The organism is bacterium (genome assembly GCA_037128595.1).
In the GTDB taxonomy this organism is placed as follows: domain Bacteria; phylum Verrucomicrobiota; class Kiritimatiellia; order CAIKKV01; family CAITUY01; genus JAABPW01.
Window position 1 is genome coordinate 1 of the sequence record JBAXWB010000009.1, and the last position, 14,490, is coordinate 14,490.

The 14,490-nt window shown below is 57.7% G+C and carries 13 protein-coding genes; 2 read left to right on the forward strand and 11 right to left on the reverse strand.

Annotation, left to right across the window (positions count from 1 at the left end; all coding sequences use genetic code 11):
- Nucleotides 1-342: 342 nt before the first annotated feature.
- A complete protein-coding gene (locus WCS52_07040; GenBank protein MEI6166933.1) occupies nucleotides 343-690 on the reverse strand; it encodes a hypothetical protein in 348 nt (115 codons plus the stop codon).
- 2,041 nt (nucleotides 691-2,731) lie between these two features.
- On the opposite strand from WCS52_07040, the gene WCS52_07045 reads away from it, so the two are divergent.
- Together WCS52_07045 and WCS52_07050 are read left to right on the forward strand one after the other, a co-directional pair.
- Nucleotides 2,732-3,979, forward strand: coding sequence for an integron integrase (locus WCS52_07045; GenBank protein ID MEI6166934.1), 1,248 nt, complete (start codon nucleotides 2,732-2,734; stop codon nucleotides 3,977-3,979).
- 67 nt (nucleotides 3,980-4,046) lie between these two features.
- A complete protein-coding gene (locus tag WCS52_07050) occupies nucleotides 4,047-5,573 on the forward strand; it encodes a LacI family DNA-binding transcriptional regulator (protein MEI6166935.1) in 1,527 nt (508 codons plus the stop codon).
- Between the two features lie 11 nt (nucleotides 5,574-5,584).
- Here the strand turns inward: WCS52_07050 and WCS52_07055 are convergent, their stop codons facing one another.
- The 10 genes from WCS52_07055 to trpA all read right to left on the reverse strand — a co-directional run bounded on the left by WCS52_07055 (nucleotide 5,585) and on the right by trpA (nucleotide 14,470).
- Nucleotides 5,585-6,976, reverse strand: coding sequence for a CCA tRNA nucleotidyltransferase (locus WCS52_07055; GenBank protein ID MEI6166936.1), 1,392 nt, complete (start codon nucleotides 6,974-6,976; stop codon nucleotides 5,585-5,587).
- Nucleotides 6,954-7,373: a cytidine deaminase gene (cdd, locus tag WCS52_07060; GenBank protein ID MEI6166937.1), complete on the reverse strand. Its 420-nt coding sequence runs from the start codon at nucleotides 7,371-7,373 to the stop codon at nucleotides 6,954-6,956. Before cdd ends, WCS52_07055 begins: the two co-directional genes overlap by 23 nt.
- Entirely contained in the window at nucleotides 7,370-8,197 is an 828-nt protein-coding gene (locus WCS52_07065; protein ID MEI6166938.1) for a purine-nucleoside phosphorylase, read from the reverse strand. The genes cdd and WCS52_07065 overlap by 4 nt, the downstream gene beginning before the upstream one ends.
- A 17-nt stretch (nucleotides 8,198-8,214) precedes the next feature.
- Complete coding sequence (locus WCS52_07070; GenBank protein ID MEI6166939.1) at nucleotides 8,215-9,516, reverse strand: thymidine phosphorylase; 1,302 nt, start codon at nucleotides 9,514-9,516, stop codon at nucleotides 8,215-8,217.
- 48 nt (nucleotides 9,517-9,564) lie between these two features.
- Nucleotides 9,565-10,848, reverse strand: a complete 1,284-nt coding sequence (locus WCS52_07075) for a hypothetical protein (protein MEI6166940.1) — start codon at nucleotides 10,846-10,848, stop codon at nucleotides 9,565-9,567.
- Nucleotides 10,845-11,354 carry a nitroreductase family protein gene (locus tag WCS52_07080; GenBank protein ID MEI6166941.1) on the reverse strand — a complete coding sequence of 170 codons (510 nt, stop codon included), beginning with the start codon at nucleotides 11,352-11,354 and terminating at the stop codon, nucleotides 10,845-10,847. Before WCS52_07080 ends, WCS52_07075 begins: the two co-directional genes overlap by 4 nt.
- 9 nt (nucleotides 11,355-11,363) lie before the next feature.
- Nucleotides 11,364-12,215, reverse strand: coding sequence for a peptide chain release factor N(5)-glutamine methyltransferase (prmC, locus tag WCS52_07085; protein MEI6166942.1), 852 nt, complete (start codon nucleotides 12,213-12,215; stop codon nucleotides 11,364-11,366).
- Nucleotides 12,212-13,306 carry a peptide chain release factor 1 gene (gene prfA, locus WCS52_07090; GenBank protein MEI6166943.1) on the reverse strand — a complete coding sequence of 365 codons (1,095 nt, stop codon included), beginning with the start codon at nucleotides 13,304-13,306 and terminating at the stop codon, nucleotides 12,212-12,214. The genes prmC and prfA overlap by 4 nt, the downstream gene beginning before the upstream one ends.
- Nucleotides 13,307-13,410: 104 nt before the next feature.
- Nucleotides 13,411-13,611 carry a 50S ribosomal protein L31 gene (rpmE, locus tag WCS52_07095; protein MEI6166944.1) on the reverse strand — a complete coding sequence of 67 codons (201 nt, stop codon included), beginning with the start codon at nucleotides 13,609-13,611 and terminating at the stop codon, nucleotides 13,411-13,413.
- 82 nt (nucleotides 13,612-13,693) lie between these two features.
- The gene (gene trpA / locus WCS52_07100) at nucleotides 13,694-14,470 is read right to left on the reverse strand and encodes a tryptophan synthase subunit alpha (protein MEI6166945.1); all 777 of its coding nucleotides are present in this window, start codon (nucleotides 14,468-14,470) and stop codon (nucleotides 13,694-13,696) included.
- Between the last annotated feature and the right edge of the window lie 20 nt (nucleotides 14,471-14,490).

A 14,490-nucleotide genomic window follows, 5' to 3' on the forward strand; every position in this document is an offset into this window, starting at 1 on the left:
TGTTTCATCAAACCGACGTGTGCATGTGATTGGTTTCATTCTTTATAAACCCAACGTTGGCGCTTTGGCTGAGGCGCGTCAGCGCCGATAGCCAGGAGCGCCCGGTTGGGGGCATTTCTGTTTTCCTGATTCGATCATCTTGATTGTCCCTCTTGTGGGAGGCGCGCTATGCGCGGCGACTTGTCCGGTCCAGGCACCCAATTCAGCCTGTCGCGGCGCGTAGCGCCCCTCCCACCGGGAATCAATGCCCATTCATCATCTCTTCAGTTTCATTCCCCAACGCCGAAAGTCGGGTTCCGAGCGGGACGCGAGGTAACCTGCACTTTCTGGTTGGGAGTCCATTCATTCTCCCGGAATATACTCTGCTCTTTCAAAACTCCCGGTCTGGTGAATCCAAAATCGAGCCCCGCCGTTAGGAAGCCCCAAATCCCACCAGACTTGAATCTCCCATGTTTTGTTTTGATTCAACTCACATTTCATCACTTTGAGCTCGCCCGGCGGTTCACCCCACAGCACGTGATAGGCCGCGTTCGCAATTTGAATTGCCTTTTCTTTTGTGATGCCGCCCGGAGCCAAGCGGCGAGTCATCTCCTGTATTGACTCCTTCGCCGGTGCATTGGTTGCTGTCTGTGCCGACGCGAATCCACTCAGGACTACGGCGAGGAGGCAGAATATGAGTATTCTCATCATCTTTATCTTTCTCCCAACGGTGCTCATGACCCGCGGCGAGCGTGCGAGCCGTCGCGGTCAAAGAGCTGGTTCGGGTTTCGTTTTCATCCGGATTGCTTCTCTATGCCAATGCCGATGTCGGATCAAGCAAAAGATTCCGAACCCAAACGGTATCGCCGCTGACAAAGTACTAAGGCCAAAAGCACACGCAATCTCTTTAAGACCTGACATTGGCCGATCCGCCAATGGGGTTAGTAACGTGCCAACGCCCATGATGATCAAGAAAACGGCTGCAAGGCCATAGACTAATCTCGCTGTTCCGTATTTCATATCATTCTCTTATCCCGAACGTTGGCCTTGTGGCTGAGGCGCGGAGCGCCGATAGCCACAAAGGCCGTGTTCGGCTCTATTTTATTAATAATAATATCACTTCCATCCGAACAGCCACTGTCCAATATCCACAATCATATGCCCGACGACTGCGAAACCCAATACCCCCATGACAATGCGAAATACTCTCCTCGAACTCCTGTCTGACCCCAACCAAGCCTGCGCTCTTTGGCGATTGTCGCCTTTGTTGAGATATGCTCGCCAAGCAAACAAATACCCCACGCTGACGCACGAAATAACAATAAGTTCAACAATGTCATGCATGGTTTATTCTTGCCGAACGATCAACATGAGCATCGAGTTGAACCCGCGGGTTCACCGAGTATGCTCCATGTTTTGGTTGGCCCTTCATTGATCATGGTGATCTCATCAGGCATTCTTTGAACCGCCTTCTTCCCCAATCCGTCTTCATACACTCAACCGGAGTCAGATCATCCAAGGCAGGAATCGAACGCTTCATGTACTCCAAGGCGTGCGTCAGTGCAACATGGAAGACGACTCGTGTTATCTGGCTATCGCCACCGCAAAGTGCGAGAAGTTCTTGCCGACCATGCCACGCCTCAAACTGTGCGTCGAGGTCCAAGTCGGGTACACCCGCAAGTCTTGCGAAGGCTTCATCTCCACAATAGTATTTCTCTAGTGGCATTGATTTCCTTGGCCAACGGTCACAATCTGGTTGAGGAGCGGAGCGACGATAACCAGAATTGTGTTGTTCGAGTCCTATTTTCCATCTTTGTTTTCTTCAAGTCCAGATTGACCAAACAATGCGTGCATCTGGTTGATCATGAACTTCCCAAGGAGCCGAAAGGTGAGAAATCCGACCAAAAGTGAAACGATGGACGCTGTGGTCAAAATGACACATGCAACAATCTTCCCATTCCCCGAGCCCTTGATGAGAGCGAAGACCGCGAATGACAAACTGCCGAAACCACTCAACATGATAACTACTCCGACAATCTTTGATAAAATCATCGCGTAGATTTCAAATGCCCTGATAATTCCTTTACTGATTTTTATTTTATATTTCTCATGCTCGAACGTTGGCGCTTTGGCTGAGGCGCGTCAGCGCCGATAGCCAGGAGCGCCCGGTTGGGGGCATTTCTGTTTTCCTGATTCGATCATCTTGATTGTCCCTCTTGTGGGAGGCGCGCTATGCGCGGCGACTTGTCCGGTCCAGGCACCCAATTCAGCCTGTCGCGGCGCGTAGCGCCCCTCCCACCGGGAATCAATGCCCATTCATCATCTCTTCAGTTTCATTCCCCAACATATAATGTGCCGCCGGCGGTGATTCCCTGAAACCCGTCCCAGAGGCACTGCCAGCCTGATTGATCAGGAACCTACATCTGCAAAGTTATGCTGTCAAGAAGCCGTTCTTTTTGTCTCAGGTTTATTGCGCTTAACCGACTGCTACTCAAAGGTATAATGGAATTGTTATTGGCATTGCCGAGCCTGTAACCCACCTTTTATATCCATCGTTCGTTCGTCACGATTTCGTCACTTCCGTCACGCCGAGCGGTAATCACCCGTCAATATGATGGATGAGCCGCCAGCGGTATATCCCGATGCTTGAGCACTCAATTTTGGTTGTTTTGAGCGGCTAAAGGTAACTAATATATAGGCTATACCGCTGGCGGTAGTTTGTCGCCAGCACACAAATTGATAGGAGCTTTCGATGGAACCCTTTAATCTTGAACCGTTTGTGGCATTCATGAAGAGTCGCGGTCTGCCTCCGGAGAGGAATATCCCATTCTACGCCTCATGGGTGCGGCGCTATTTGCAGTCTGAAATGCCCGGCGTCATCGCGGATAGCACGGACAAAATCCGCTTTTTCTGTGAACAGTTGGCCCGCACGGAGGGCGTGCAGGATTGGCAGATCGAACAGGCGCAACGGGCGATTGAATTGTATGAGCGCGTTTTCAGGAAAGAGGGGCTTCCCAGTTCCGCTCCGGCTCAACCGCTTTCGGATGGCGAAACCGCTTGCGGCCGGATGCGGGAGTTGATCCGGCTCCGTCATTATTCCTTGCGCACGGAACAGACTTATCTGGATTGGGTAAGGCGTTATCTTGCCTATGCCAAGGCGAATCAACTGGATTGGCAGACGGACAGTACCTGCCGGAGTTATATCTCGTATCTGGCAACCACCCGCAACGTCGCCAGCTCCACCCAGAATCAGGCGTTCAACGCCTTGCTGTTCCTGCAACGGGAGGTTTTGAAGCGGGAGGTAGCGGATATCACTTCCGTCAGGGCAAAGCGCGGAACCAAATTGCCTTGCGTGCTCAGCGTGGATGAAGTCCGGGCCGTTTTAAAGGCGGCCCCGGAGCCTGCCCGGCTGATGCTTGAATTGACTTACGGGGCCGGGTTGCGCGTTTCAGAGACGATCCGCCTGCGTATTAAGGACCTGGATTTCAACAACCACCTGGTCTTTGTCCGGGCAGGAAAAGGCGACAAGGATCGCAGCACGCTGCTGCCGAAGAAATTGGATGAGCCCTTGAAGGCCCAAATCGCATTGGTGAAGTCCATCCATGAGCGGGACCTTGCCGCCGGCCATGGTGGGGTTTACCTGCCGTTTGCATTGGATCGCAAATATCCCCGGGCGGAAGTAGAGTTCGGGTGGCAATACCTCTTCCCGGCCGCGGATCTCTCGACGGATCCGCGTTCGGGGAAATTCAGACGGCATCATATCATGGACGAGGTGCTTCAGCGCGCCATGCGGGCGGCCGTCCAGAAAACGGGTATCAACAAGCCGGCGACAGTCCATGCACTGCGCCATTCCTTTGCCACGAATATGCTCCTTAAAGGTGTCAACATCCGGGAAGTTCAGAAGTATCTGGGTCATCAGAGCGTGGAAACAACCATGATTTACACCCACGTCATCCGCGGCATGGATTCGACCGCCGAGAGCCCACTGGATGAATTATAAGGTAGCTCCCACGCTGAAGTGATTTTTCGGATTGACTTAAAATACATCAATGCTTAACAGTTTAAGCATGAGCATAAACGTTTCCATCAAGGATGTCGCAAGGGCGGCAGGGGTGTCAGTCGCAGCGGTCTCTTATACACTCAGCGGGAAAGGTTCCAGATATCGCATTGCACCCGGGACCCAGGACCGGATCCGGGTTATTGCCAGTCAGTTGAATTACCAGCCGGATGGTTTGGCGAGGGAGATCAGGGTGAGTCGGCGGTCGCCGGATGGCAGTGGGCAAACGGTAGCAGACAAAGGACGACAGATCGGACTCGTGATCGCCGTCGGTAGCCCCGCTTCTACCCTGGCCCTGATTCCTGCGCAGGAACCGGTCCTGTCAGCAGCGGGGTTTACGACCATCTTCATTGCCTTGACGCCGGATCCAGAGGTGATTCGGACCCGGCTGGCCGCACTTCTGGCCTCAGGTGTTTCAGGGATTCTGTGCTGCCCTGGAGTCTTCACTGCCGTGTCAGCCACCGTGGGTGACCGGTGTCCGGTAATTGCGTTGAGCCCCTGGGCAGCTGAGCTGCTGGTGAAACCGAAGCCTGTTATTCCTGCAGCCACTCCGCCGAAACCGGCGCCCACGATGGTGGTCGAACCCGCACCTTTTGTGACGCCAAAACTGACCCCGGTCGCGGCGATAGCGCCAATCGCTGTTGCGCCCGCAACTGTGATGTCACCTGTGGACGCGGCGGTGACGGAGCACCGCCCTCCAGTTGTCCCAGAGGCCGGGCTAGTGCCCACTCAGGTCCCTGAGCCGGTCACCCTGCCGGAACCAGTGTTGGTGGCTTTGCCTGATGCAACACCTGTCCCGCCGGTCGTCATGCCGGAGCCGGTGTCTGAGCCGGTGTCTGAACCGGTAGTTGACGGGACGTCGGTGTCTGAACCCGCGACATCCCCGGTGGACACGGCGGTGATGGAGCACCGCCCTCCATTTGTCCCAGAGGCCGAGCCAGTGCCCACTCAGGTCCCTGAGCCGGTCACCCTGCCGGAGCCGGTGTTGGTGGCTTTGCCTGATGTAACACCTGTCCCGCCGGTCGTCATGCCGGAGCCGGTGTCTGAACCGGTGTCTGAACCGGTAGTTGACGGGACGTCGGTGTCTGAACCCGCGACATCCTCGGTGGACGCGGCGGTGACGGAGCACCGCCCTCCATTTGTCCCAGAGGCCGAGCCAGTGCCCACCCAGATCCCTGAGCCGGTCACCATGCCGGAACCGGTGTTGGTGGCCTTGCCTGATGCAACACCTGTCCAGCCGGCCGTCATGCCGGAGCCGGTGTCTGAACCGGTAGTTGACGGGACGTCGGTGTCTGAACCCATGACATCCCCGGTGGACACGGCGGTGACGGAGCACCGCCCTCCATTTGTCCCAGAGGCCGGGCCAGTGCCCACTCAGGTCCCTGAGCCGGTCACCATGCCGGAGCCGGTGTCTGAGCCCGCGACATCCCCGGTGGACGCGGCGGTGACGGAGCCCCGCCCTCCATTGACGCAGGTTTCTGAGGGGAAAGAGGCTGAAGCAGAGGCTTCAATCGACACGGAAATACCCAATGCTTAACAGTTTAAGCATCAGGTATTGATCGACGCAAACCCCTCGGCGATTTCCCGTCGAAGCCATGCCAATAACGCTTCGCGATCTGCCACCGTGCCTTCAAGTTGGGCGTCGTAGGCCTTCTTGCGCCAGACCCCGACTTCCGGTCCCTCGGGGATGCCTAGAGCGATAATGTCACGCCCGTTGACCCAGGGCTCGGGGAGCACGGGTTCCGAATCCATCTGCCGCCTGAATTCCAGGAGATACTCATGGTTCACTAAATCCCCGTGACTTGATGCGCAATCCAGCCGGTGCAGTTCCATTTCAGAGAGAAACGTCGGTGATCCCACCAGACGCCGCAAAGTGGCACGCCGCATGGATTTCACATCAATAAAGCGCATGTGGTTTCCCACCATAAACGTGATGGCATCGCGATCATCACAGGAGAATTTCAGTCTTTCCAGAATCACTTTGGCGGCCTCCGCCCCCACCTTCGCGTGACACTCGAATCGCCACCGGCCCTCTTTAAACTGGGCCGTAGGCGGCTTTCCGACATCATGCAGGAGCACCGCCCAGGCCAGCCGATAGTCATCCGTGTGCATCTGATTCAACATGATGATCGTATGTTGGAACACATCCCCCTCAGGGTGATATTCCGGAGGTTGTTCCACACCCTGCATGACGGCCACTTCCGGCAGGATCATCTGGAGCAAGCCCAGTTCCTTCAACAGGATGATGGCATCCCCCGCCTGCCGGGACTCGACCAGAAGCCGGTTCAGTTCCTCGCGAATCCGCTCTGCGCTGATCGCCCCGATCCGGACGGCTGTTGCCCGGATGGCATTGGCGGTAGCCGGCTCAATGGCAAATCCCAGCGTGGCGGCAAACCGGGCGGCCCGCAACATCCTTAGATGATCCTCCCGGAAACGATCTGCCGGCACCCCCACCGCACGGATGATCTGCCGGTCAATATCACCGCGACCACCCACATAGTCCAGCACCTGCTGCTCAAGCGGGTCATAGAACAGGGCATTTACCGTGAAATCGCGCCGCTGCGCATCCGTTTCAGGATCTGAAAAGGTGATGCTCGTGGGGTGCCGCCCGTCGGTATACACGTCATCTTTCCGGAAGGTCGCCACTTCATACCAATGCCCGGCCACCGGGACGCGCACCACCCCAAAGGATTTCCCCACCGCCACCGCGGCCGGGAACAGCTCCATCACTTTGTCCGGAACGGCATTGGTGGCAATATCGAAATCCTTGGCGGCCCGCCCCAGGATCAGGTCGCGAACGCATCCCCCTGCCCAATAGGCGATAAAGCCCGCGTCCTTGAGCCGGCGGACAATCTCCAGGGCACCCGGAACCGCCACGTGGGAGAGATTCAAAGGGACAGAAGTCAGAACACAGGATTCAGGATTCAGAATGCTCTCCAATCTTAAACCCCTGCGGCAGCAGGTCTCCCAGCAAGACCACTTCAAACTGCTTATGATCATCCAATGAGGCCAGGATCATCGGGAAATCAGAGCCGCAAAACTCGGCCAGCATCTGCAAACAGGCGCCGCAAGGACGAATGGGTTTTCCCTTTCCCCCCACAACGGCCATGACTGCAAATTTCCGCTTCCCCTCGGAGATCGCTTTCACCAGCGCCACCCGCTCCGCACACAATGTCAGCCCATACGAGGCATTTTCCACATTACACCCGGTAAAGACCTCCCCCTTCTCCGTCACCAGTGCCGCCCCGACCGGGAACCGGGAATAGGGCGAATAGCTTTGATTGGTCGCTTTATATGCCAGTCTCAACAGGGCCTTCATCTCCGTCAGTTTACTCATGGGGTCACCACCTTCTTTATAAATTCCTGCAACAAGCCGGTTAACGCCGGGACGGCCTTCCGGGCGCCAGCCAACACCTCTTCGTGAGAGAGCGATGAGGCTCCGCCTGCGGCCGCGTTCGTGATACAGGACAAGCCTGCCACTTTCAGCCCGGCGGCATGAGCCAGAATGGCTTCCGGCACAGTGGACATACCAACCGCATCGGCTCCCATCTGGCGAAACAGCTCAATTTCAGCAGGCGTTTCATAGGAGGGCCCCGTTACCGCAAGGTAGACCCCTTGCGGCAATGTCATCCCGGCACTCCGGGCCGCCTGCTCGAGCAAGGCCCGATACCCTTTGTCATAAATACAGGTCATATCCGGGAAACGGGGGCCCCAAAAGCCATGATGCGGGCCAATGAGCGGATTCGTTCCCATGAGGTTAATATGATCAGCAATCCCCATCACCGTCCCCGGCTGGAATGATTTCCTGATTCCCCCGGCACTATTGGTCAACACCAGCCCGGACGCCCCCATGAGTTTGGCAAGACAAACGGGAAACGCGACCGGGTCCCAACCAACGCCTTCATACACATGACGGCGTCCTGCAAAAATCAACAGTTCCACGCCCGCCTGTTCCGCCAGCAGGAGTTGCCCGCCATGGCCCGCCACTTGCGGAGCACCTAACTCGGGAATATCGGCATAGTTCAGTGTCGCCCTGACGGCAAATCCATCGGCCACCTCACGCCAACCGGAGCCCATCACCAGGGCTAATTCCGGGCGAAACCCTGGAAATTGGTTGCGGATTTTCTCCGCCGCTAAAATGAGTGTGTCCGTGTGTATCATCTTACTCCCATCCCCTCTCAAAGTCTTTCGAGCACCAGCGGGCCTGTTGGCACAGGATCCGGACTGATCACAAAGGCCTGACGCACCAAAGCCAGCCCCGCCTCCAGGCGCTCCCGGGTGGCGGCATGCAGGGTCACCAGCGGGGCCCCGGCGGCAACCGCTTCCCCTATCTTCAACAAATGGGATAAGCCGGCAGCATGATCAATGGAATCGGTCGTTTTACTGCGGCCAGCGCCCAGCAACAAGCTAGCACGCCCGATTTTATCCGCATCGACATCCTTCACAAACCCGCCTGCAGGCGCAGGGTAATCCATCCGCTCCCGACTGGCCGGAAACCGGCGGGGATCATCAAGCACCTCTGTATTACCTCCATGCAGACGCACCATTTTCTTGAAGCGCTCAAAAGGCTCGCCGGAGTCTAATGCCCGGCGGATAAGCGGCAATCCCGCTGCGGCGGTGGGAACCACTCCCGCCAGTACCAGCATTTCAGCCCCCAACATCAACGTTAACTCGGTGCTATCCGCAGGGCCCCGCCCCTTCAGAATATCGACCGATTCCGTGATCTCGAGGGCATTGCCCACGGTGCGCCCGAGTGGCTGATCCATCGCGGTAATCAGGGCGGTAACCCGCTTTCCCATGCTGCGCCCGACCTGGACAAGCGCCCCAGCCAGAGCCCGCGCCTCTTCCCGTGTTTTCATGAAGGCACCCCGCCCGCATTTGACGTCCAGCACGAGCCCGTCAATTCCCTCCGCCAACTTCTTGCTCATGATACTGGAGACAATCAGGGGAATGGAGGGCACCGTCGCGGTGACATCCCGCAAGGCATACAGTTTCCGGTCCGCCGGCACCAGCCGTTCCGTCTGACCGATCAATGAGCACCCGCAGGCCTGAAGCACCCCGATAAACTCGGAAATCGACAACCCTGTCCGATACCCGGGAATCGACTCCAGTTTATCCAGGGTTCCCCCCGTAATCCCCAGGCCCCGCCCGGAAATCATGGGAACCGCCACGCCGCAACAGGCCATGATCGGCGCCAGGGGAATGGAGAGTTTGTCCCCGATTCCGCCCGTGGAATGCTTATCCACCTTGGGAAGCAGGAGTGCGGAGGTATCCACCACGTCACCAGACTGCATCATGACACGCGTCAGACTGGCCATTTCCCCGGGAGTCATCCCCTTGAAAAAGATGGCCATGGCCAGAGCGGACATCTGGTAATCCGGAATATCCCCCCGGGCATAGCCCCCGATAAAGTGACTCAACTCTTCATCGGTGAGGAGTTCACCGTTACGCTTTTTTTCGATAATCCATTGGGGAAGCATATTGGGACAATACGAACGCCCTCCGCCGCTGTCAAACCCTTCCTCGAATCAGGGCATTTCCAGCAGGGCCTGTTCCGCAGCCTTCTGGCGCAAGGCCTGCCAGATTTTATCCGACCCATCGGCCCCGGCCACCGGCGTCCCGTGCAAACGCGCGATCCGGTCATATCCGGCCGCAAAGGCGGGAACCCCGAGGCGTCGCCAAATCTCACTTCGCACCAGCCAGTCCACCACCAACTTCTCCCTGCCAACCTGATCCAGGCCGGTCGCCCGGTCCGCCACCTCTTTTTGAATAAAGGCCTCAAGGGTCATCTCCCCGGCGATGCCATCCGCTTTCTCCCGCTTTAATTCCTGAAGGGCGGTGTTGGCCTCAAGCGGGCGATCAAATGCATATAAATACAGGGCCGACTCCTTGAGCAGCACGGTCACGGCCAAGCTCACCAACGGATCCCCTGCCGGTTTCGTATTGGCACAATGTCGAATGGCTTTCATCGCGACATCCAGCCGCGGGCCACGCTGATAGCGACGTTGCTCGGGGAGATACACCAGTGCCCCGCCCTTTACGGTCTCGGTCAGCGCCATCCAGACAAGCCGGTCACACCACACGGCATCGGCGGAGGCGAGCGATTTCCCCCGGTAGCCCCAATACATCGCATGCGTTTCCGGGAGACGCCAATCCAGAGGGCCATAGGCGCGATCAAGGGCGTTCATCACCTCGACATTCAATCCCAGGGAGGCCAGTAACGGCGCGGCCTTCCCCTGCTTCAAAAGCATGGGATAATCCGCCAGCCCACCGCCCAGCAGTTGGGTCATCTCACCCGCCCAGGCAATGCGGTAATACGGAGCGGCCTCATCCCACCGTCCGCCCACCTTGTCAAAGAACATCCAACCCAATTCCCAATAGAGCTTCGCGTTGGAGGGATTTGAGGGGATGCCTTCATCGCGCAGGAGCCGGATGCCATTTTTCACCCAATGCCAGCGGTCGGCCGGATCGGACACCACTGCGGTAATATTATAGGCCATATTCCAGGCATGATAGGCCCAGATTTCAGGATAGCGTGGTTCCAGCCGGGTAATCCAATCCGATAACTGGGCCACTTCAAAAAACCGGCCCTCGTCCTGGAGAGACGCCGCCCGTACCCAGAGGAAATCGGCCAGCAGTCCGCGAAACCCGCCCAGGGCCACGGAGACAAAGCGCACACCCGGCGGGGTGTCGGCAGTTAAGTCACGCGATGCAGGACCGGTTGAGGGGGAGTGCCCGCCCCATATGGCGGCCAGTGCGAGCAGTCCCGCGGCCAGAAGCACCAGCATGAACGTCGAACGCTTCGAATTCACCACGTTTCCTGATGTACCAGTTCGGCCATCGACTTCCTGCTTTTGGCGCGCACGGGTTCGGCCGGATAGCCGAGCGGAAGCATCGCCAGCGGCTCAATTCCGGCAGGCAGATTCAGCACGTTTTTCACTTTGGCCGGATCAAAGGCACCGATCCAGCAGGTGCCCAGGCCTAACTCAGCCGCGCAGAGCGTCAGATGGTCCACCACAATCGCCCCGTCTACATCCGCATAACTCTTGTTGTCCGAACGGACCCAGGCGCGTGCGGGTTCGACACAGATCACGATGAGCACCGGGGCCTGCCAGAACCAGTCCCGCGGATAGGCCACCCCCAGCTTGCGCCGCTGTTCTTCATTGCGGACCACCACCAGATGACAGGGCTGCCGGTTGGCTGCCGAGGGGGCCAGCCGCCCCGCCTCAAGGACCGCTTCAAGCGCCTCTGGAGGGATCGGCGTAACATCGAAACGCCGCACACTGAACCGCTTCTTCGCCAAATCAAGAAAGCTCATGGATTCTCCTTATCGGCAGGCTAGCACGACACGATCCCGATTTCCCAGATCCTGATGAATGTGCACCCCGTTAAAGCCGTGATGGCTTAAGCATTCCACAACCGGCGCGCCCTGGTCAAAACCTATTTCGAGGAAAATCCAGCCGCCCGGACGCAGCCTCTGCGCCGCCTGCTCCACCAATTTCCGGATCAGCTCCAGCCCATCGCCGCCGCCATCCAGGGCAGACATCGGCTCATGCTCCCGGATATGGCGCGGGAGGGTCGTGCAATCGGCCGTTGTAATGTAAGGCAGATTCGCCACAACCGCATCCAGTGAGCCCGCCTCAACCCCCTCCAGCAGATTTCCCAGCGTGAACCCGATGGCAGCCCCGACTCCATTCAATGCCGCATTCTCCCGGGCCAGGCTCAGCGCCGCTTCACTGGCATCCACCGCGAGGTAGCGGGCCTCAGGCCTAGCGATGGCCAGGCTGATCACAATGCATCCGGACCCCGTTCCCACATCCATAATCACAGGCTTTGCCACGCCCCACAATGGCTCGCAGGCCAGGATCCGGTCGATCAGGGTCTCGGTATCAGGCCGTGGAATCAATGCCCGCCGGTCGACCTTGAACCGGTGCCCCATGAACTCCGTGTCACCCAGGACATACTGCAGGGGTTCCCCCGCCCCCAGGCGCTTGAGGCCGGCCCGCAAGCTGACCAGATCGGGTTCAGACATCAGGGTTTCAAAGCGGATATACAGCTGGAGCCGGGGACATTTCAAGACATGGCTCATCAACTGTTCCATCACGAGGCGGGCAGGCTCAACCCCGCGTTCCGCCAGATAGCCGGTGCCAGACTGCAGGACCTCGAGGAGCGTCTTCATTTTTTGAAAGAGCCCATTTCCTTGCGGACCCGCAAATCGGTGTCATGTTCCTGAAGCGCGACGATCAAATCATCGAGGCCCCCCTCCATGACGCGGTTCAGGGTATAAATCGTAAAGTTAATCCGATGATCGGTGAGCCGGTTCTGCGGAAAGTTATAGGTCCGGATTTTCTCACTCCGGTCGCCGGTTCCAATCTGGGTGCGCCGGAGATTCCCGTTCTTCTCCTCATCCTGACGCAAACGCCAGTCCAGTAAACGTGCCTTCAGCACGCTCATCGCCTTTTCCTTGTTCCGGTGCTGGGAGCGCTCATCCTGGCTTTGCGCCACCAGGCCGGAGGGGAGATGCGTGATACGAATGGCCGAATAGGTTGTATTGACGCCCTGGCCGCCGGGTCCGGATGAGCAGAAGATGTCCACCCGCACATCCGCCGCCGGGATATCAACATCATCCACCTCATCCACCTCCGGAAGTACCGCAACCGTGGCGGCCGAAGTGTGAATGCGGCCCGATCCCTCCGTGACCGGCACGCGTTGAACGCGATGACAGCCGGATTCGTATTTCAGGAAGCTGTACACATTGCTCCCCGTGACGGAAAACACAATTTCCTTGAAGCCGCCCACACTGGAGGGACTGGCGTCAATGATGGAAATTTTCCACTTCCGTTCATCACAGAAGCGGCTGTACATCCGGAACAGATCGCCCGCAAACAAGGCGGCTTCATCGCCCCCTGTGCCGCCCCGGATTTCCATGATGACATTGCGCTCATCATTTGGATCGGAAGGGATGAGCGTGCTCAGGAGTTCTTTTTCGGCGACCGAGAAGGCCTGTTCCAGGCCGGCCACCTCTTCAGCGGCCAGCTCCTTCAGGTCCGGATCCGCGTCTTCCGACGCCAGCAAGGCCTGCTGTTCGTTCAAATCCCGCTGGATCCGGAAATAAATTCCCGCCTTATCCATGATCTTCCGGAGCCGGGAATGCTCCTTAATGGTCTCCCGGAATTTCTTCTGCTGGGCCGCCACGGCGGGATCGGCAATATCCAACTCCAACCGGACCATTCGGGCGGCCAATTCGTCGATATAAGCTTTCTCGATCACAGAAGCGCTCCCAGCCAGCAGGGTCAAAAACCAGGGTGGAATAAAAACGGAAAAAGGCCAGAACACCTTTCGGTCTTCCGGCCTTTTCCAACGATCCGAGCTGACTACTTCTTCGCGTAGCGCTTGCGGAACTGCTCCACACGACCCTTGCTATCCTGCAGGGCTGAGCGGCCAGTATAAAACGGATGACAAGCAGAGCAGCTATTCACATGCATAGTCTGGCTGGTTGACTTCACCTGAACGATCGCACCACAGGAGCAAGTAATCGTTCCATCAATATAGTTTGGATGTATATCCTTCTTCATAACAAAACCTTTCTTCCAAAAAAGCCGCGTACTTTTACCTGATTCCCACCGGTGGCGCAACCACTTTCTCAAGAAACCTTATTCAGGGAGTATCCAAGGCCTGCCGCAACTCGGTCACGAGCGCGGCCAGTTTCCCGTCTGCGGCGGCCTGGACCAGGGCACTTCCCACTACTACCCCATCCGCATATTGCGCCGCCGCCCTGGCCTGCGCCCCGTTACTCACCCCGAAGCCGGCCGCAATGGGAAGCGTGGTATTCTGCCTCAAGCGCGCCAGATGCTGGGATACATCAGGAGGAATGTCCGCCCTCACCCCGGTTACCCCTTTGACCATAATGTAATACACAAATCCGCGGGCGTTCTTAAGAATGACGGCCAGGCGTGCCGCCGGCGTCGTGGGGGCAATCAGCGAGATGAAATCCAACCCGTGTTTGTCCAAATGCGTCTTGAATTCTTCCCCCTCTTCAAACGGGAGGTCCACCACCAGGAACGCGTCAACCCCGGCTTCGGCGGCCTCTTTGGCCAGCCGGGCGTAGCCGTAACTGAAAAACGGGTTGGCATAGCCGAAAATAACGATGGGGGTATCGAAGTCCTTGCGCAAACGGGCCGCCATCTTCAGAACTCCGTCAAGGGTGGTTCCCGCCTCCAGCCCGCGCCGTCCCGCCGCCTGGATCACCGGGCCATCCGCGGTAGGATCAGAGAAGGGCACCCCCAGCTCCAGGATGTCCACGCCGTTTTGTAGCGCCACCCGGCAATGCGTCTCCGACCGGTCAAGGTCCGGATCGCCGGCCATCAGAAAGCCTACCAGCGCTTTGCGGTCCTGCTGTTTCAATCGCTCAAAGGTCTGTTTGATCCGGTTCATATGATGGATTTCTTGAATTG

Excerpts from the sequence above, each read along its gene's own strand:
- WCS52_07080 (MEI6166941.1), bottom strand. The coding sequence starts at position 11,354 with ATGAGCTTTCTTGATTTGGCGAAGAAGCGGTTCAGTGTGCGGCGTTTC.
- WCS52_07045 (MEI6166934.1), top strand. The coding sequence starts at position 2,732 with ATGGAACCCTTTAATCTTGAACCGTTTGTGGCATTCATGAAGAGTCGC.
- cdd (MEI6166937.1), bottom strand. The coding sequence starts at position 7,373 with ATGAGTAAACTGACGGAGATGAAGGCCCTGTTGAGACTGGCATATAAA.
- trpA (MEI6166945.1), bottom strand. The coding sequence starts at position 14,470 with ATGAACCGGATCAAACAGACCTTTGAGCGATTGAAACAGCAGGACCGC.
- WCS52_07040 (MEI6166933.1), bottom strand. The coding sequence starts at position 690 with ATGATGAGAATACTCATATTCTGCCTCCTCGCCGTAGTCCTGAGTGGA.
- WCS52_07070 (MEI6166939.1), bottom strand. The coding sequence starts at position 9,516 with ATGCTTCCCCAATGGATTATCGAAAAAAAGCGTAACGGTGAACTCCTC.
- rpmE (MEI6166944.1), bottom strand. The coding sequence starts at position 13,611 with ATGAAGAAGGATATACATCCAAACTATATTGATGGAACGATTACTTGC.
- WCS52_07065 (MEI6166938.1), bottom strand. The coding sequence starts at position 8,197 with ATGATACACACGGACACACTCATTTTAGCGGCGGAGAAAATCCGCAAC.
- prmC (MEI6166942.1), bottom strand. The coding sequence starts at position 12,215 with ATGAAGACGCTCCTCGAGGTCCTGCAGTCTGGCACCGGCTATCTGGCG.
- WCS52_07050 (MEI6166935.1), top strand. The coding sequence starts at position 4,047 with ATGAGCATAAACGTTTCCATCAAGGATGTCGCAAGGGCGGCAGGGGTG.